Raw genomic sequence first — 16,849 nt, forward strand, 5'->3', positions numbered from 1 at the left:
CTGGGGCGGCTCGCGGAGGCGGCCTCCGGTACTTGCCTCTGACGTCGACGTCAGGTTTTAGCGTGGCCGGGCCGCGCGATTCCGCGTGGCGATGGCGTCCGGTCAAGGAGTATTGACGTGTCCATAAGCAGTAGCGCCGAGCGCGCGGCCCAGGTTCTGGCCCGTCCCTTCAGCGTGGGTGGGCTCACCGTGCGCAATCGGATCGCCATGGCGCCGATGACCCGTATGTTCTCGCCGGGCGGGGTGCCGAATGCCGATGTCGTGGCGTACTACGCGCGTCGCGCCGCCGCCGGGGTGGGGCTGATCATTACCGAGGGGACCTATGTCGATCACCGATCGGCCGGGCTGAGCGACAGCGTGCCGCGGTTCCACGGGGAGGACGCCCTCGCGGGGTGGGCCGAGGTCGTGAAGCAGGTGCATGGCGCCGGTGGGCGGATCGCGCCGCAGATCTGGCATGTGGGGGTTTCGCGGCCGGAGGGGGCGCCCCCGTACCCCGAGGCGCCCGTGCTGAGCCCGTCCGGTGTCAGGCTGGACGGGCGGCCGGTCGGGCAGGCGATGACGCGGGGCGACGTGGACGCGGTGATCGCCGCCTTCGCCGACGCGGCCGCCGCCGCGGAGCGGATCGGCTTTGACGGGGTCGAACTCCATGGGGCGCACGGGTACTTGATTGATCAGTTCCTGTGGGGTGCCACCAACCGCCGTACCGACGCCTACGGCGGCGACCCGGCGTCGAGGATCCGCTTCGCGGCCGAGTTGGTGGCCGCCTGCCGTAAGGCCGTCTCCGCCGAGTTCCCGATCATCTTCCGTATGTCCCAGTGGAAGCAGGACCATTACGACGCGCGGATGGCCGAGACCCCGCAGGAGCTGGAGGCGCTGCTCACCCCGCTCGCCGAGGCGGGGGTGGATGTCTTCCACTCGTCCACCCGGCGCTACTGGACGCCGGAGTTCGAGGGCACGGACCTGAATCTCGCGGGCTGGACGAAGAAGCTCACCGGGAAGCCGACGATCACGGTCGGCTCGGTCGGCCTGAACCAGGACTTCCTGCCGACGTTCGTGCCGGGGACCGGCGGCGGGCCGGCCCAGGTGGCGGACATCGAGAATCTGCTGGACCGGCTGGAGCGGGACGAGTTCGATCTCGTGGCCATCGGGCGGGCCCTGCTCGCCGACCCCGAGTGGGCCGAGAAGGTGCTGACCGGTCGCGCGGACGAGCTCGTGCCGTACTCCATGGAACAGCTCGGCACGCTGCGCTGAGCAGCCGTACGGGATGACCGGTTCAGCCTATGCGAATGGCCGGTTTTATACCTCGCTGAGAGGATTGAGCCGGTTCGCTCCCCTGGGAACCACGGAGAACAAGGAGAGCCGGTCATGTCCAAACGACTGCATGTGGGCAACCTGAGCTATCAGACGACGACACGGGACCTGGCGACCCTGTTCGGGCAGTTCGGCGAGGTGCTGGACGCGACCGTGATCACCGACCGGGAGAGCGGTCGCTCGCGGGGGTTCGGGTTCGTGGAGATGGACGAGGTGGCCGCGGAGAAGGCGATGGCCCAGCTCGACGGCTGCGAGATGGACGGCAGGGCGGTGACGGTCACCGAGGCGAGGGCGGTCTCACGCGGCACACGCTGAGAAACGGCACGTGTACGGAAGGCAAAATCGGAACGTGCCGTTCGCCACGTATCACCGCTAGGACTTGCGGGTGGAGCAGTGTGCCGTGGTGGTATTGAGTGATGCGATCCCCCACCCGCATATCTTCACCCCAGCCCTCGTATCCCCACGGCGGTTCACCTGGTGTTCATTACCGGAACCCGTACGAGGAACTCGGCGAGCTGGCCGACCCGTACGATCCGGTCGACCCGCTCGGCCTCGGCCTGACGTCGGACGATGACGACGACGCCGACCTCGGCGGGCGCAGAGACAAACCGGCCGCCTCGGGCTCCGGGGACGACGGCGAGCAGTGGTCACCGCCCAACCACCGCCGCTCGTCCCGTCGTCGGCGCGGCCGCTTCCGGGCGGTGCCGCGCACCGCGAAGGCGCTGATCGGGCTGGTCGTGCTGGCGCTGCTGCTGGTGCTGGCCGACCGCTGCGCGGTGATGTACGCCGAGCGCAAGGCCGAGCAGGAGCTGCAGAAGAAGCTGGATCTGGCCACGGCACCGAACGTGACCATCCACGGCTTCCCGTTCCTCACCCAGGTACTGGGCAAGGACCTCCAGCAGGTCGACATCGTGGTGCCGGATGTGGCGGCCGACCGGGTCTCGCTCGCCGAGGTGCGCGCCCAGGCCCAGGACATCCGGATCATGGGGGACCTGCCCAGCTCCTTCAGGGGCGCGACGGTGAGCCGGATGAAGGGTGATGTGCTGCTGTCCTTCGAGGACCTCAGCCGTGAACTGGGCGCCTCCCAGGTGCGGTTCCGGGCGCTGGGGCCCAGCTCGGTGCGCGCGGACGGGAAGCTGCCGGTCGCGGGGCAGCAGGTGTCGCTGCACGCCCAGGCACATATCCGGCGCCAGGGAGACCGTGGGATCTCCACGAGCGTCACCGATATGCGGCTGGACATCCCCGGGATCGCCACCTACCGGCCCGGCCCCGAGCCGCGCCCCGGGCTGTATCTGCACAAGAAGGCGGCGAAGCAGATCAGCGAGGACTCCGAGAAGGCGCAGGCGCTGCTGTCGATCCCGTCGGTGGCGGAGAAGCTCGGGGTGCCACCGGCGGAGGCGGGGCAGGCGCTGAACGACGAGCGGAAGCTGGACGAGATCACGGGCTCGCCGAGGTTCGTCCCGGCGCTGCTCGCGGTCAACCTCGTCCAGGCGGCCAACGACCATCCCCAGCTGGCCAGGAAGCTCGGCATCGATCCGACGGTGGCGGCGGCACTGGCGCGGATGAAGGTGCCGGAGCTGACGAAGAAGCTGGAGCTCTCCTTCCAGCTGCCCGAAAAGGCCAAGGGCATCAGGTTGGCGAACATCGGCGTGTCACCGGAGGGGATCCGGGCCGATCTGACCGGTGCGGAGCTGAAGTTCGGGAAGACCCGCTGAAGTTCGGGAAGACCCGCTGAAGTTCGGGAAGACCCGCTGAAGTTCGGGAAGACCCGCTGAACCCCGATCCACCGGTCACCGCGTCGCCGGCAGCCGTACCTCGACGCGGAGGCCGCCCGCGGGGCCCGGGGCAGCGGTGACCGTGCCGCCGTGGGCGGTGGCGATGGAGCGGACGATGGACAGGCCCAGGCCGTGGCCGTGAACGGCGGTGCGATCGCGGTCGAGGCGGCGGAAGGGTTCGAACAGGCTGTCCACCCGGGTGGGGTCGACGCGAGGGCCGGTGTTGGTCACGGTCAGCCGGCGGGCATCGTCGACGCGCACGGTGACCGTGCCCCGCGGGTGGTTGTACTGGATGGCGTTGCGTACCAGGTTGGAGGCCAGATGCTTGAGGAGCACCGGGTCTCCGTTCACGGACAGCGGTGTGGTGTGCACCGCCGTGGTGACGGTGTGTTCGGCGGCGAGGGGGCCGAGTTCGTCGGCGGCCTGCCGGGTGAGTTCGGCGAGGTCGGTGTCCTTGGTCTCGTCGAGTCCGCGGTCGCTGCGGGCGAGCAGCAGGAGTGCGGCGATGAGGTGTTCGGCCTCGCGGTTGGTGGTGAGCAGGTCCTCGCGGACCGGGATCAGGTGGGCGGGCAGTGGGTCGGCGAGGCCGACCTCGATGCCGGCGCGCTGGGCGGCCAGAGGGGTGCGCAGTTCGTGGGAGGCGTTGGCGACGAACCGGCGCTGGCTGAGGAAGGACTTCTCCAGGCGGCCCAGCATGGTGTCGTAGGTGTCGCCCAGCTCCCGCAACTCGTCCTTGGGACCGGTGAGTTGAAGGCGCTCGTGGAGGTTCTCCTCGCTCATCCGGCGGGCCGCGAGGATCACTTTGCGTACCGGGCGCAGGGCCCGGCCGGCCAGCCACCAGCCCATGGCGCCGGACAGTACGGCCATGACGGCCAGCCCGACCGCCGACCACAGCACCATCTGCCGTACGGCGGTGGCCTGGAGCCTGTTGGTGACTTCCATCCTGGCCAGCCGGGCCTTCTCGGTCTTTTGCCGCAGCCCCGCCGAGGCGGCGGGGGCGGGACTCGCCGGGGCCGCGGGGCCCGACGCCGCCGAGGAGGTGTGTTGCGGAGCGGGGGACCAGCCTGCGGGAGCGTCTGTCGTGATGTTCGCGAACTGCTCCATGGTTCCCTGCCGGGCCAGCACCGTCACGAAGATCAGCAGTGCGGCTCCGGCGCAGAAGAACAGCGCGGTGAAGGCGGCGGCGAGTTTGGCGCGGAAGGTCAGCCGTTCGCGCAGCACGGCCCGCAGGTGCCGCGGGCTGACGAGGGACAGGGGATTCAGCACAGCCGGTAGCCTTTGCCGTCGTCAATGGAGATCGCGTCGGAGCGGCCGAGTTTGCCCCGCAGCCGGCTGACGGTGGCGCGTACGGCGCTGGTGCGCGAGTCCATGTTCTCGTCCCACACATGGTCCAGAAGGGCACGGTGGGTCACGGCTTCGCCGCGCGCCTCCATCAGGAGCTGGAGGACGGCGAATTCCTTCGGGCTCAGCTCCACCGGCCTGCCGTCGATGCGGACTTCGCGACGGCTCCGGTCCAGCTCGATGCCGCCGTGCCGAAGGATCATCAGCGGGGGTGCGGGTACGCGTCGGCTCAACGCTCTGATCCGTGCGATGAGTTCGGCGAAGTCGAAGGGCTTGGCCAGGTAGTCGTCGGCGCCGAGATCGAGTCCGGACACCCGGTCCGCCACCGAACCGGCGGCGGTGAGCATGAGGATGCGGGGCGGGCTCTTGAGCGCACGCAGACCCAGGCACACCTCGTCGCCGCTCATGACGGGCAGATCCCGGTCCAGGACGATGATGTCGTAGTCGTTGAGCAGGCACATCCGCTCGGCCACGTCCCCGGAGCCGGCCAGGTCGACCGCGATGGCCTCACGGCGCAGGCCGGTGGCGATCGTACGGGCCAGGATGTGGTGGTCTTCGGCGATCAGGACCCTCATGGGTGAGCTTCCTCGGGGTGGCTACGCGGCAGTTACTGAAAGGTAACAAACCGGGTGGATCGGACCCCGGCCCAGCCATGCAAGCAGGGAGGCGATTACAGAGGGATAAGCGTGGCGGGGCGCGACGGCCGCCCGCGCTTACCTCCCTGCGCACGGCCTACTGGTTCTCTCCTGGGGCAAGCACCGCCCCTTACTCCAACCATGAGGTCCCCATGCCTGTCCTCTCTCTGCGTAAGCACTGTGCCCTGGCCTCGGCCGCCCTGGGCATGGTCCTCGTCCTGTCGGCCTGTGGCGGAGGCGGCGGTGACAAGGACGTCGCCAGCGCCGGTGGCGAGAAGAAGCCGTCCGCGGGCGCCTCCCAAAACGCTTCCCACAAGGAGAAGAGCCCGGAGGAGATGCAGAAGGCCCGGCTGAAGTACGCGTCCTGCATGCGCGAACAGGGCATCGACATGCCCGACCCGGACGCCGACGGGACGAACGTCGTCATGCCGGCCGACCCGAAGAAGTTCCAGGCGGCGCTCGATCAGTGCAAGCGGTTCATGCCGAACGCGGACGGCCGGGCCCCCGAGTACACCCCTGAGCAGAAGGCGAAGGACGTGAAGCTGGCCAAGTGCCTGCGCGACAAGGGAATCGAGGCCGAGGACCCGACCGACGACGGGAGGATGAACATCCCGGACGGCGGATCGAAGAAGACGCAGGACGCCCTCAAGGCATGCGGCGCCATGTCCAGCGGTAAGACCGGCCGGTGACCGCCACCACGGAGAGCGGCACCGCGCCCCGGAGCGAGGAGAGCGGGGGCGACTCCCATGAAGCCGCGGCGCGCCACCGGCCACGCGGCCGCCGGCGCCGCGGCCACTGGATCATCGCGGCCGTCCTGGTCGCCGCGGCCGGCGGCGGCGTGTACTACGCGACCGCCGACGCCGGCACCGCCTCGGTGGCGGGCTCGGACAAGCCGACGCGACACACGGACAAGGTCACCCGCCAGACGCTCGTCAACAGCAAGCAGGTCGACGGAACGCTCGGCTTCAAGGGCAGCACCTCGGTCATGGGCCGCCTGGCCGGGACCGTCACCGGTCTGCCGGGCATCGGCGGCACCGTCTCGCGCGGCGAGCGGCTCTACGGCGTGGACGGGAAGCCCGTGGTGCTGCTGTACGGGAAGTCGCCCGCGTACCGGGACATGAAGAGCGGCGACAAGGGCGAGGACGTACGTCAGCTCGAGGAGAACCTCCAGGCCCTCGGCTACAGCGGCTTCACCGCCGACAGCGAATTCACCGACCTCACCGCGCAGGCGGTCAAACGCTGGCAGAAGGCTCTCGGCCTCGCGCGGACCGGGAAGGTGGAGAACGGCCGGGTCGTGTTCGCCCCCGGAGCCTTGAGGATCGGCGGGCACAAGACCCCGGTCGGCTCGGACGTCCGGCCGGGCCAACCCGTGCTGACCTGCACGTCGTCCAAGCGCCAGGTCCATGTCGACCTGGACATCGGCGACCGGTCACTGGTGAAGAAGGGCGGCACGGCCACAGTCGCCCTCCCCGACGGCAAAACGGTCAAGGGCACGATCACCAGTGTCGGTACGACGGTGAAGAAGACGCCGGGCACGAACGGCACCGCGGACAAATCCACCATCGGGGTCGACATCGAGCTGGACGGCGGCGTCGCGGACATCACCGAAGCGCCGGTCACCGTCGGGATCCAGAGCGAGAAGAAGGAGAACGTCCTGACCGTGCCGATCACCGCACTGCTCGCACTCCGTGAGGGCGGCTACGGCGTCGAGGTCATCGGCGCCGACGGTAAGGGCACAGTCAGGGCCGTGAAGCTCGGCATGTTCGCGAACGGCAGGGTCGAAGTCAGCGGCGGCGGCCTCACGGCCGGCACCACGGTGGGGGTCGCCGCATGACGCCGGCCCCGGCGGGGGCCGCGCCGACCGGACCCGCGCCAACAGAACCGGCGCTGGTGGAACTCGAAGACGTCGACCATGTGTATCCGGGCGGGGTGCGGGTGCTCCATCAGGTGTCCTTCCGCGTCGATCGGGGCGAACTCCTCGCCGTCGTCGGCCCGTCGGGCTCCGGCAAGTCCACCCTGCTCAACCTGATCGGCACGCTGGACGTGGCGACGTCCGGCACCGTGCGCATCGACGGTCACGACATCGCCGGGCTGACCGAGAACAGGCTGTCCGCTCTGCGGGCCAGGTCCATCGGCTTCGTCTTCCAGCAGTTCTTCCTGGCCGACGGGGTCAGCGCGTTGGACAACGTCGCCGACGGGCTCCTCTACCTGGGCATCCCCCGCAAGGAACGCCGCGCGCGGGCCGCGAGGGTGCTGCGCCGGGTCGGCCTCGGGCACCGCCTCGACCACCGCCCGCACGAACTGTCGGGCGGCGAGAAACAGCGCGTCGCCATCGCCCGCGCGGTTGTCGGGGACCCGCCGCTGCTGCTGGCCGACGAGCCCACCGGAGCGCTCGACACCACGTCCGGGGCGTCCGTGGTGGAACTTCTGCGGGAACTCAACGCGGCCGGCACGACCGTCCTGGTCATCACCCACGACCAGGAACTGGCCGCCGCGCTGCCCCGCCGTATCCGCGTACGCGACGGCAGGATCACCGAAGGGGTACCGCGGTGAGCCGCCGCCCCGGCCCGCGGCACCTCACCGCGGCCCGGCTCGCCCCCCGCAGGCTCAGCCTGGCCGACACCCTGCGGGTGGGCAGCGTGGGACTGCGCACCCGCCCCGCCCGAGTGCTGCTGTCGGCGCTGGGCATCGCGATCGGTATCGCCGCGATGGTCGCGGTGGTCGCGGTATCCGCTTCCAGCCAGGCCGCGTTCAACGCCCAACTCGCCTCGGTGGGTACGAACATGCTCACCGTGACGCCCGGAAGGGACTTCACCGGCGAGCCCGCGCCACTGCCGCGAAACGCCGCCGAGATGGTCAGGCACATCGCCCCGGTCGAGAACGCCGCGGCCACGGGCAGCCTCAAGGACGCCAAGGTCTACCGCAACGACCACATTCCCAAGGCCGCCAGCAGAGGCATCGGTGTCCTCGCGGCCGGACTCGGCCTGCCCAGGACCGTGGGGCTCCACATGGCCGCCGGAGCCTGGCTCAACGGCGCCCAGGGCCGCTACCCGGCCGTCGTCCTCGGCACCACCGCGGCCGAGAACCTGGGCATCACCACCCCCGGCGCCCAAATCTGGCTCGGGGAGCGGTGGTTCACCGTCACCGGAATCCTCAAGAAGGCGCCGCTCGCCCCCGAGCTGGACTCGGCGGCGCTCATCGGCTGGGACGCGGCCAAGACCTATCTGGGTTTCGACGGCCGCCCCACGATGATCTACACCCGCACCGCCGACAGCAAGGTCGACCAGGTACGCGGGGTCCTCGCCGCCACCGTCAACCCCGAGGCGCCCAACGAGGTCACGGTCTCCCGGCCCTCCGACGCGCTGACCGCCAAGCAGGCCGCCAACCAGGCCTTCACCAGCCTGCTTGTCGGCATCGGCGCCATCGCCCTGCTGGTCGGCGGGGTCGGCGTGGCCAACACCATGGTCATCGCCGTCCTCGAACGGCGTGGTGAGATCGGCCTGCGCCGTGCGCTCGGCGCCACCCGCGGCCAGATCCGCACCCAGTTCCTCACCGAGTCGGTCATGCTCTCCGCCCTCGGCGGCATCGGCGGCGCGGCCCTCGGTGCGGGAGCGTCGGCGGGATACGCACTCTCGCAGAACTGGCAGGTGGTCGTCCCGCCCTGGGCACTGGGCGTCGGCGTCGGCGCCACCATGGCGATCGGCGCGCTCGCCGGCTTGTGGCCCGCCGTACGCGCGGCCCGGCTCGCGCCCCGGGCCGCACTCTCCGGGCCATAGAAAACGGGCCTGTCCGCTTGAGACCGCTCTTGGTAAACGCACAGCTCAGCCTGACCTCCCTCACGGATAGCGCTCCTAACGTCTTCCGTGTCGAAGCCGAACGGCTCCGGCAAAGGAAAAGAACCACCGAATTCCGAAAGGCACCATCATGAGCTTCCACAAGATCGTCCCGGTCAAGCCCGCCCGCAAGGCCGAGCCGAAGAAGAAGCACCACGCCCCGAAGCCGGCCCCGAAGAAGGCGCCGAAGAAGCCCCACCGCCGCCCCATCGGCGGCTGACCCCGCACCACGAGAGGCGGGTCCGCGGCAGCGCGCCGCGGGCCCGCCTCGGCCTTGTCCGGAGCCGAGCGGGAGAGACCGACCGTGACCCCATACGAAGACCAGCCCACCATGCAGCTGCGCACGCTCGGGTCCGGCCCGGCCGACGGTCCGGGACGGCATCGGCGCCCCGGGCGGCCGCGTCCTTACGGCCGTCATCAGCCGAAGGCCACCCCGCAGCCCAAGGCCGCCCCGCACCTCCCCGACGAGTACCTGCCCGTAGACGCGGGGGACGGCGAGCCCAGCGGCGAGGGGGTCGCTCCGCGACTGGCCGCGCGGCAGGCGTTCCGCCGGTTCTGGCCGCTCACCAGGGGCGACCGGCGCTGGCTGGTGCTCATCTGCGCCTGTGTCATCGCCGCGGCGCTCGCCGAGACCGCCGCCGTCCTCCTCTTCTCCGATCTCACCGACAACGCCCTGCGGCAGGGCTCGCTCAGCGCCTTCTGGGTCCCCGCCGCACAGTGGCTCGCGGTCGCGGTGCTCGGCGCGGGCGTCGGCTATATGGGCAACTCGCTCGCCGTATGGACCGCGGAACGGTTCGTACTGCGGCTGCGCGCCCGGGTCTTCGCGCATGTGCAGGATCTGCCCCCGCACTTCTTCCAGCGCCACCGCCAGGGCGATCTGGTCGAACGGCTCACCGGGGACGTGGAGTCCATCGAGCAGATGGTGGTCTCCGGGGCGGTGAGCACCGTCTCCGCCGTCTTCAGCACGGTCTTCTTCTCCGTGGCCGCCTTCTGGCTGCGCTGGGACCTGGCGCTGGCCACCTTCGTCCTGGCGCCGCTGTTCTGGCTGGCCGCGCGGCGCTTCTCCGGGCGGATCGGCTCGGTCGCGCGGGACGAGCGGGTCGCGGACGGCGCGATCACCTCCGTCGTCGAGGAGTCGCTCGGCAACGTGGTGCTGACGCAGGCGTACCACCGTAAGGACGCCGAGGAGCGGCGGCTGGGCCGGGAGGCCGGTGCGTGGATGCGGGCGTCGGTGACCGGTGCCCGGATGAGCGAGCTGTACGAGCAGTTGGTCGAGGTCATCGAGACGCTGTGCGTGCTCGCCGTGATCGGGCTCGGCGCCTGGGAGATCTCCCAGGGCCGGATGACCATCGGCCAGTTGCTGGCCTTCGCCGCCTTCCTCGGCTACCTCTACCCGCCGATCCGCAACCTCGGACAGCTCGGTCTCACCCTTACGGCCGCCACCGCGGGCGCCGAGCGGCTGGCGGAGATCCTCGACGCCGAGCCCGCCGTGAGCGATCCGCCGCCGGGGGCCGCGGTGGCGCCGTGGCGGGTGCACGGCACGGTGGAGTTCGACGGTGTCGGCTTCCGCTACCCCGGGGGCGACCGGCGCACCCTGGCCGGGGTCTCGTTCACCGCCCGGCCGGGTGAGTTCGTGCTGATCACCGGGGCGAGCGGGGCGGGCAAGTCCACCGTCTCCAAGCTGCTGACCCGCTTCTACGACCCGGCGGAGGGGTTCGTACGGCTCGACGGAGTGCCGCTGTACGCGATGCCGCTGGGCTTTCTGCGGACCCATGTGACGCTGCTGCCGCAGGAGACGCTCATCCTGCGCGACACCATCCGCGAGAACATCGCCTGCGGCCGCCCCGGGGCCGCCGAGCACGAGATCGTCCGGGCGGCGCGGGACGCCGCCGCGCACGACTTCATCGCGGCGCTGCCCGAGGGCTACGACACCCGGATCGCCCCGCATACGGCCCGGCTGTCCGGCGGGCAGCTCCAGCGCGTCGCCATCGCCCGCGCGATGCTGCGCGACGCGCCCGTCCTGGTCCTGGACGAGCCCACGACCGGTGTGGACGCGCTGGCCGCGCGGCGGGTCGTCCGGCCGCTGCGGCGGCTGATGTCCGGCCGCACCACGATCATGATCACCCACGATCTGAATCTGGCACCGGACGCGGACCGCATCCTGGTGCTGGACCACGGGCGGGTCGTGGAGACGGGCACGCATCACGAACTGCTGGCGCTGGGCGGGACGTACGCGCGGCTGCACGGTTCCTTGGGCGGCTCCCTGACCGGGTAGAGGAGTGTCCGGCGGATCGTGACGCCTGCGGCGGGCTGTCCCCTCCCCGCCCCTCCCCGAAACTGGGGCGCAGCCCCAGGCCCCGTGCCGGGGCTTTGCCCCAGACCCCGGGCCAGGGCTCCGCCCCTGGACCCCTGGGTCGGGGGCGAAGCCCCCGCCTCCCAGCCCCTCCGGCGCTTGAGGAGCGGGACCTGGGACGGAACCCCCGCCTCCCAGCCCCTCCGGCGCTTGAGGAGCAGGACCTGGGGCGAAGCCCCCGCCTCCCAGCCCCTCCGGCGCTTGAGGAGCAGGACCTGGGGCGAAGCCCCCGCCTCCCAGCCCCTCCGGCGCTTGAGGAGCGGGGCCTCGGACGGAGCCCCCGCCTCCCAACCCCTCCGGCGCTTAAGGAGCGGGGCCTCGGACGGAGCCCCCGCCTCCCAACCCCTCCGGCGCTTGAGGAGCGGGACCTGGGGCGAAGCCCCCGCCTCCCAACCCCTCCGGCGCTTGAGGAGCAGGGCCTCGGGCGGAGCCCCCGCCTCCCAGCCCCTCCGGCGCTTGAGGAGCGGGACCTGGGGCGAAGCCCCCGCCTCCCAGCCCCTCCGGCGCTTGAGGAGCGGGGCTTGGGGCGGAGCCCCAGTTTCGGGAAGGGGCGGGGAGGGGAAAGACCCGGACCAGGCCGGACCGGACCCGCGCCGGACCGGACCCGCGCCGGATGGGCCCGCGCTCAGCCCAGGTCGATCTCCGGCGGAGCCGTAGGCGCGCCCGGCAGTCTGAGCCAGGCCACCGTGCCGCCGCCCGGGGCCGGTTCCAGCCCCACCTGGCCGCCCGACTGCTGAACCGTACGGGCCACGATCGACAGGCCGAGGCCCGAGCCGGGCATGCTGCGTGCGGACGGGGAGCGCCAGAAGCGCTCGAAGACATGCGGCAGTTCCTCGGCGGGGATGCCGGGGCCATGGTCCCGCACCCGTACCTCTCCGCTTCTGAGGACGACGTCGATCACACCACCCGAAGGGCTGAACTTCACGGCGTTGTCGAGCAGATTGACCAGCGCCCGCTCCAAGGCGGTCGCCTCGCCGCGGACGTACCAGGACTCGATCGAGGCGTTGATGGTGAGATGGGCGCCGCGCAGCCGGGCCCGCTCCAGGGCCGTCCGCGCCACCTCGTGCAGGGCGACCACCTGCGGGGGTCCGCTGCCGGGCACGGCGTCGGGGCGGGACAGTTCCTGAAGGTCGCCGATCAGCGCCGCGAGTTCGGTCATCTGCGCCTTGACGCTCCCCATGAGCGCCTTACGGTCGGCGGGCGGCAGCGCACGCCCGGTCTCCTCGCTGCGCGCGAGCAGCTCGATATTGGTCCGCAGCGAGGTCAGCGGGGTGCGCAGCTCATGCCCGGCGTCCGCGATCAGCTGCTGCTGACGGTCGCGGGAGGAGGCGAGGGCCGCCGTCATGGAGTTGAACGACCGGGACAGCCGGGCGATCTCGTCATCGCCCTCCGTGGGGATGCGCACGGCCAGGTCCTCGGTGCGGGCCACATGCTCGACCGCATCGGTCAGCCGGTCCACGGGCTTGAGCCCGGTTCTGGCGATCCACAGGCCCGCCGCTCCCGCGCCGACGACGCCGACCCCGGCGACGAGGGCGAGGACCAGCGCGAGCGTGCCCAGCGGATGCGCGACCTCACTCAGCGGGCGCGCCATGGAGACGGCGATCCCGCGCGGCAGCGGGCTGCCGGGGCCGGAGGCCGGCCGGTAGGTGAACACCCGCATGTCCTCGCCGCCCGCGCCCGTCGCGTCATGCAGCGCGCTCGGCCGCTGCCCGACGGCCACGGCCACATCGGCGGTGGTCACCGGCAGCTTGGTCGCCCCGGGCTGGGTGCAGCGGCTCCCGTCGGCCAGCACGATCTGCACGGAGTACGAGCCGAGGGCGTGCGGGGTGCGGTCGTTGGCGCCGTCGGGGCTCTGGCACGCCTCCATGATGCTCAGCACATTGCGCTCGTCCACCGTGACATTGCGCAGGGACGAGTCGAGTTGGGCGCTGAGCTGCTCCCGGACGATCAGCCAGGACGCGAACGCGGACACCGCCACCGCGACCGCGACCGCCACGGCGGTCAGCAGGGCCAGCCGCGAGCGCAGCGGCAGTCTGCGGAACCTCACGAGGGCTCGCCCTCCGCGGGCCGCAGGACGTACCCCACCCCGCGCACGGTGTGCACGAGCCGCGGCTCGCCGCCCGCCTCGGTCTTACGGCGCAGATACATCACGTACACGTCCAGCGAGTTGGACGACGGCTCGAAGTCGAAGCCCCACACCGCCTTGAGGATCTGCTCACGGGTGAGCACCTGGCGGGGGTGGGCCAGGAACATCTCCAGCAGGGTGAACTCGGTCCGGGTCAGTTCGACGCGGCGTGCGCCGCGGACGACCTCGCGGGTCGTCAGGTCCATCCGCAGATCGCCGAAGGCCAGTACGTCCCCCTCGGGCAGCGCCGCGCCCTGCTGGGCGGCGTAGGAGCTGCGGCGCAGCAGGGCGCGGATACGGGCCAGCAGTTCGTCGAGTTCGAAGGGTTTGACGAGGTAGTCGTCGGCGCCCGCGTCGAGTCCGGTGACCCGGTCGCCGACCGTGTCCCGCGCGGTGAGCATGAGGATCGGCAGCGTCACCCCGGTGGCGCGCAGCCGCCGCGCGGCGGTCAGCCCGTCCATCCGGGGCATCAGCACATCGAGCACGATCAGCTCGGGGTCGTAGGAGCCGACCTTGTCCAGCGCGTCCAGTCCGTCCACGGCGGTCTCGGTCGCGTAGCCCTCGAAGACGAGGCTGCGCTGAAGGGCTTCCCGGACGGCCGGCTCGTCGTCGACGATCAGGATGCGGGCCGGCTGATCGCCGTGGTCGGCGGGGCTCATGGGGCGGTTTCCTTATGAGGCGGTGACGGTGGGGCGGGGAGGTGGCCGCGACGGGCTGTGCGGCGCTGCTGCCAGCCTCGCACGTCCATCACGTGTTGCTGTCACTTCCGCCCGCGCGGAGGGAGGCGAGATCGGACTTGACGGTGTTGATCGGGATCGAGAAGCCGAGGCCCACGCTGCCCGCGTCGCCGGAGCTCTGGCCCGAGGCCGAGGAGTACATCGCGGAGTTGATGCCGATGATCTGGCCGCTCATGTTGATCAGCGCGCCGCCGGAGTTGCCGGGGTTGAGCGAGGCGTCGGTCTGGATGGCCTTGTAGGTGGTGGTCGAGGAGCCGACGTCGCCGTTGTACCGGCCGCCGCCGAACTCGAACGGCCACTGCCCGCCGCCGGGCCCCTGACCGCCCTGGCCCTGGCCCTGATCCGTGGAGACGGTGACGTCACGGTCGAGCGCGGAGACGATGCCGCTGGTGACGGTGCCGGTGAGGCCCTCGGGCGAGCCGATGGCCACGACCTGGTCGCCCACCGTGACCTTGCTGGAGTCGCCGAGCGACGCGGGCTTCAGCCCGCTCGCGCCCTCCACCTTGATCAGGGCGAGGTCCTTCTTGCTGTCGGTGCCGACGACCGTCGCGGTCTTCTTGCTGCCGTCGCTGAAGGTCACCTTGATCGCGTCGGCGCCGGAGACCACGTGGTTGTTGGTGATGATCTCGCCGCCGCTGGTGATGACCACGCCGGAGCCGGTGGACTGACCGCTGGTGCCACCGGCGCTGACCTCCACGATGCTGGGGCTGACGGCCGCCGCGACGGCCGAAACCCCGCTGTGGCTGGTGGAGTTGGCGTTGACCACGGGGGTGGAGATCGTGGTGTCGGACTTCTGGGTGGCGTGGGTGACCAGCGCGGCCGCCCCGCCGCCCACGAGCGCCGAGACCGCCGCCACGGCCGCGATCAGCACGACCGGCCGTGAGGCCCGCGCCCTGCGCCGCCCCCCGCCCCCGTGCGCCCCCTCACTCGCGAACGCGCCGCCGTCCTCCCCCGCGCCGCCGCCACTGCCGCTGCCGCCACTGCCGCTGCCGTCACCCGGCCATACGGTCACCCCGGACGGCGTGGTGACCGGCTGCTGAGGCTGGTACGCGGGCGGATCGGGGTACCCCGCACCGCCACCGTACGCGTAGGGATAGGGCTCGTCTGCGCCGCTGCGGCGTGTGCTGTCCGTCATGTCTATGACTGTGCGGCCGGAGTATGAGAGTCAGCTGAGGGCCCGCTGAGAACCCCGCCAGAAGTCGGTATGCCCGACATAAGGGGAGCCGCCGCAGGGGTGCCGCCGCGGGTCAGCCGCGCACCGCGGCCAGGCACTCGTCGTACAGGTCCAGGATGTCGCCCTTACCGTCGTTGTCGACCCATGCCATCGACGCGGCGTCCAGGCACGCGAACGCCGTCGCGAGCACCGCGCGGGCCCTCGGATCCGCACTGCCGACGGTGACGCCCATCCGCGCCTCGACGAGCGGCAGCAGCTCCTCCTGGAACCGCAGTCGCTTTTCGAGCCAACCGGCACGCAGCGAGGCGGTGTTGTGCAGGAGGCGGAACCGCTCCAGGGCCTGTTCCCGGCTGTCGTGCAGGGCCAGTACGGCGGCGACCCCCGCGCGCAGACACCGGCTTCGGCGGGCTGTTCACCGGCGACAACCTCACCGTCTCCGGCGGCATCGGCGTTCACTCCCGCCCTTGAGGCGTTCACTCCCGGCCCTGACGAGCGGAAGCGCGAAGCGCCAGAAGGACCCTAGGCGCAGCCGCAGGAGTGGCGGACCACCAGTGCCGAGGGGAACTGCCTGACCCGTTCGCGGCGGGAGCCGGAGAGGCGGACGCCGTCGTCCAGGACCAGGTCGACCGCGGCGCGTGCCATCGCGGGGCGGTCGGAGCCGACCGTGGTCAGCGGGGGGTCGGTGAGGTGGGCTTCCTTCACATCGTCGAAGCCGGCCACCGCCAACTCCCCGGGGACATCGAGCCGCAGCTCACGCGCCGCCCGCAACACCCCGAACGCCTGGTCGTCGGTGGCGCAGAAGATGGCCGGGGGCCGGTCGGGCCCGGCGAGCAGATCGAGGGCGACCTTATAGGCGTCGTAGCGGTTGTAAGGGGCCTGGAAGAGCCGCCCGTCCGTCGGCCGACCGGCCTCGTGCATCGCCCGGCGCCAGCCCTCCACGTGGTCGGTGACCGGGTCGCCGACGGTCGGGGTTATCTCGGTGCCGCCGAGGCAGGCCACATAGTCATGGCCGTGCTCCAGCAGATGCCGCACCGCGAGTTGCGCGCCGCCGACGTCGTCCAGCACCACCGCCACGTCGTCGATCGCCTCGGGCCGCTCGTGCAGCAGCACCACCCGGGCGTCCCACGCCTCGATCTCCGCCGCCGCGTTCTCGCTCGGGCCCTGGCTGATAAGGATCAGCCCGGACACCCGCATCCCCAGGAAGGCGCGCAGATAGTGCACCTCGCGCTCGTCCAGGTAGTCCGAGTTGCCGACCAGCACCATCTTTCCGCGCTCGGCGGCCGCCTGCTCGACGGCGTGCGCCATCTCCGCGAAGAACGGCTGCCGGGCGTCCGGAACGATCAGCCCTATGAGATCGGTCCGGCGGCTCGCCATCGCCTGCGCGACCCGGTCCGGCCGGTAGCCGAGCTCCTTGATCGCGGCGAGCACCCGCTCGCGCGTGGCCGGGGCGACCGGCCGGGGTCCGTTATTGATGACGTAACTGACGACCGCGGTCGACGTTCCCGCAAGCCTTGCCACATCATCCCGCGTCACCTTGGCCACGCGCGAAGTCTACGCGGGTCCAG

The 16,849-nt window shown here is 71.4% G+C and carries 16 protein-coding genes; 9 read left to right on the forward strand and 7 right to left on the reverse strand.

Annotation, left to right across the window (positions count from 1 at the left end; all coding sequences use genetic code 11):
• Positions 1-117: 117 nt before the first annotated feature.
• The 3 genes from NP777_RS35950 (at position 118) to NP777_RS35960 (ending at position 3,026) form a co-directional block, all read left to right on the forward strand.
• The gene (locus tag NP777_RS35950; RefSeq protein WP_256654385.1) at positions 118-1,251 is read left to right on the forward strand and encodes an NADH:flavin oxidoreductase; all 1,134 of its coding nucleotides are present in this window, start codon (positions 118-120) and stop codon (positions 1,249-1,251) included.
• A gap of 114 nt (positions 1,252-1,365) precedes the next feature.
• On the forward strand, positions 1,366-1,626 hold the full coding sequence (locus tag NP777_RS35955; protein WP_020869496.1) for an RNA recognition motif domain-containing protein: 261 nt from the start codon (positions 1,366-1,368) through the stop codon (positions 1,624-1,626).
• A gap of 101 nt (positions 1,627-1,727) precedes the next feature.
• The gene (locus NP777_RS35960; RefSeq protein ID WP_256654386.1) at positions 1,728-3,026 is read left to right on the forward strand and encodes an LmeA family phospholipid-binding protein; all 1,299 of its coding nucleotides are present in this window, start codon (positions 1,728-1,730) and stop codon (positions 3,024-3,026) included.
• 75 nt (positions 3,027-3,101) lie between these two features.
• On the opposite strand, the gene NP777_RS35965 is transcribed toward NP777_RS35960, so the two are convergent.
• Both NP777_RS35965 and NP777_RS35970 read right to left on the reverse strand, forming a co-directional pair.
• Entirely contained in the window at positions 3,102-4,352 is a 1,251-nt protein-coding gene (locus NP777_RS35965; RefSeq protein WP_256654387.1) for a sensor histidine kinase, read from the reverse strand.
• Entirely contained in the window at positions 4,346-5,002 is a 657-nt protein-coding gene (locus NP777_RS35970) for a response regulator transcription factor (RefSeq protein ID WP_256654388.1), read from the reverse strand. The genes NP777_RS35965 and NP777_RS35970 overlap by 7 nt, the downstream gene beginning before the upstream one ends.
• A gap of 212 nt (positions 5,003-5,214) precedes the next feature.
• Between NP777_RS35970 and NP777_RS35975 the strand changes: the two genes are divergently transcribed.
• The 6 genes from NP777_RS35975 to NP777_RS36000 all read left to right on the forward strand — a co-directional run bounded on the left by NP777_RS35975 (position 5,215) and on the right by NP777_RS36000 (position 11,170).
• Complete coding sequence (locus NP777_RS35975; RefSeq protein WP_256654389.1) at positions 5,215-5,751, forward strand: hypothetical protein; 537 nt, start codon at positions 5,215-5,217, stop codon at positions 5,749-5,751.
• Positions 5,748-6,896: an efflux RND transporter periplasmic adaptor subunit gene (locus tag NP777_RS48255; protein WP_256654390.1), complete on the forward strand. Its 1,149-nt coding sequence runs from the start codon at positions 5,748-5,750 to the stop codon at positions 6,894-6,896. The genes NP777_RS35975 and NP777_RS48255 overlap by 4 nt, the downstream gene beginning before the upstream one ends.
• A complete protein-coding gene (locus NP777_RS35985; RefSeq protein WP_256654391.1) occupies positions 6,893-7,615 on the forward strand; it encodes an ABC transporter ATP-binding protein in 723 nt (240 codons plus the stop codon). Before NP777_RS48255 ends, NP777_RS35985 begins: the two co-directional genes overlap by 4 nt.
• Positions 7,612-8,838, forward strand: a complete 1,227-nt coding sequence (locus NP777_RS35990; RefSeq protein WP_256654392.1) for an ABC transporter permease — start codon at positions 7,612-7,614, stop codon at positions 8,836-8,838. Before NP777_RS35985 ends, NP777_RS35990 begins: the two co-directional genes overlap by 4 nt.
• Before the next feature lie 148 nt (positions 8,839-8,986).
• Complete coding sequence (locus tag NP777_RS35995; RefSeq protein WP_256654393.1) at positions 8,987-9,115, forward strand: hypothetical protein; 129 nt, start codon at positions 8,987-8,989, stop codon at positions 9,113-9,115.
• A 111-nt stretch (positions 9,116-9,226) separates the two neighbouring features.
• Entirely contained in the window at positions 9,227-11,170 is a 1,944-nt protein-coding gene (locus NP777_RS36000; RefSeq protein WP_256654436.1) for an ABC transporter ATP-binding protein, read from the forward strand.
• A 703-nt stretch (positions 11,171-11,873) separates the two neighbouring features.
• Here the strand turns inward: NP777_RS36000 and NP777_RS36005 are convergent.
• From NP777_RS36005 to NP777_RS36025, 5 genes are all read right to left on the reverse strand, one after another.
• On the reverse strand, positions 11,874-13,295 hold the full coding sequence (locus NP777_RS36005) for a HAMP domain-containing sensor histidine kinase (RefSeq protein ID WP_256654394.1): 1,422 nt from the start codon (positions 13,293-13,295) through the stop codon (positions 11,874-11,876).
• Positions 13,292-14,032 carry a response regulator transcription factor gene (locus NP777_RS36010; protein ID WP_256654395.1) on the reverse strand — a complete coding sequence of 247 codons (741 nt, stop codon included), beginning with the start codon at positions 14,030-14,032 and terminating at the stop codon, positions 13,292-13,294. The genes NP777_RS36005 and NP777_RS36010 overlap by 4 nt, the downstream gene beginning before the upstream one ends.
• Positions 14,033-14,120: 88 nt before the next feature.
• Entirely contained in the window at positions 14,121-15,245 is a 1,125-nt protein-coding gene (locus tag NP777_RS36015) for a S1C family serine protease (RefSeq protein WP_256654396.1), read from the reverse strand.
• A 112-nt stretch (positions 15,246-15,357) separates the two neighbouring features.
• Entirely contained in the window at positions 15,358-15,675 is a 318-nt protein-coding gene (locus NP777_RS36020) for an acyl-CoA-like ligand-binding transcription factor (RefSeq protein WP_305890482.1), read from the reverse strand.
• 128 nt (positions 15,676-15,803) lie between these two features.
• Positions 15,804-16,826: a LacI family DNA-binding transcriptional regulator gene (locus NP777_RS36025; RefSeq protein WP_256654397.1), complete on the reverse strand. Its 1,023-nt coding sequence runs from the start codon at positions 16,824-16,826 to the stop codon at positions 15,804-15,806.
• Positions 16,827-16,849: the final 23 nt, after the last annotated feature.

This window comes from Streptomyces rugosispiralis (genome assembly GCF_024505145.1).
GTDB lineage: Bacteria > Actinomycetota > Actinomycetes > Streptomycetales > Streptomycetaceae > Streptomyces > Streptomyces rugosispiralis.

What these genes read in the sequence shown, in the direction of transcription:
- NP777_RS36000 (WP_256654436.1), top strand. Translation starts at nt 9,227, where the DNA reads ATGCAGCTGCGCACGCTCGGGTCCGGCCCGGCCGACGGTCCGGGACGG.
- NP777_RS35960 (WP_256654386.1), top strand. Translation starts at nt 1,728, where the DNA reads ATGCGATCCCCCACCCGCATATCTTCACCCCAGCCCTCGTATCCCCAC.
- NP777_RS35975 (WP_256654389.1), top strand. Translation starts at nt 5,215, where the DNA reads ATGCCTGTCCTCTCTCTGCGTAAGCACTGTGCCCTGGCCTCGGCCGCC.
- NP777_RS35995 (WP_256654393.1), top strand. Translation starts at nt 8,987, where the DNA reads ATGAGCTTCCACAAGATCGTCCCGGTCAAGCCCGCCCGCAAGGCCGAG.
- NP777_RS35970 (WP_256654388.1), bottom strand. Translation starts at nt 5,002, where the DNA reads ATGAGGGTCCTGATCGCCGAAGACCACCACATCCTGGCCCGTACGATC.
- NP777_RS36010 (WP_256654395.1), bottom strand. Translation starts at nt 14,032, where the DNA reads ATGAGCCCCGCCGACCACGGCGATCAGCCGGCCCGCATCCTGATCGTC.
- NP777_RS35985 (WP_256654391.1), top strand. Translation starts at nt 6,893, where the DNA reads ATGACGCCGGCCCCGGCGGGGGCCGCGCCGACCGGACCCGCGCCAACA.
- NP777_RS35955 (WP_020869496.1), top strand. Translation starts at nt 1,366, where the DNA reads ATGTCCAAACGACTGCATGTGGGCAACCTGAGCTATCAGACGACGACA.
- NP777_RS36015 (WP_256654396.1), bottom strand. Translation starts at nt 15,245, where the DNA reads ATGACGGACAGCACACGCCGCAGCGGCGCAGACGAGCCCTATCCCTAC.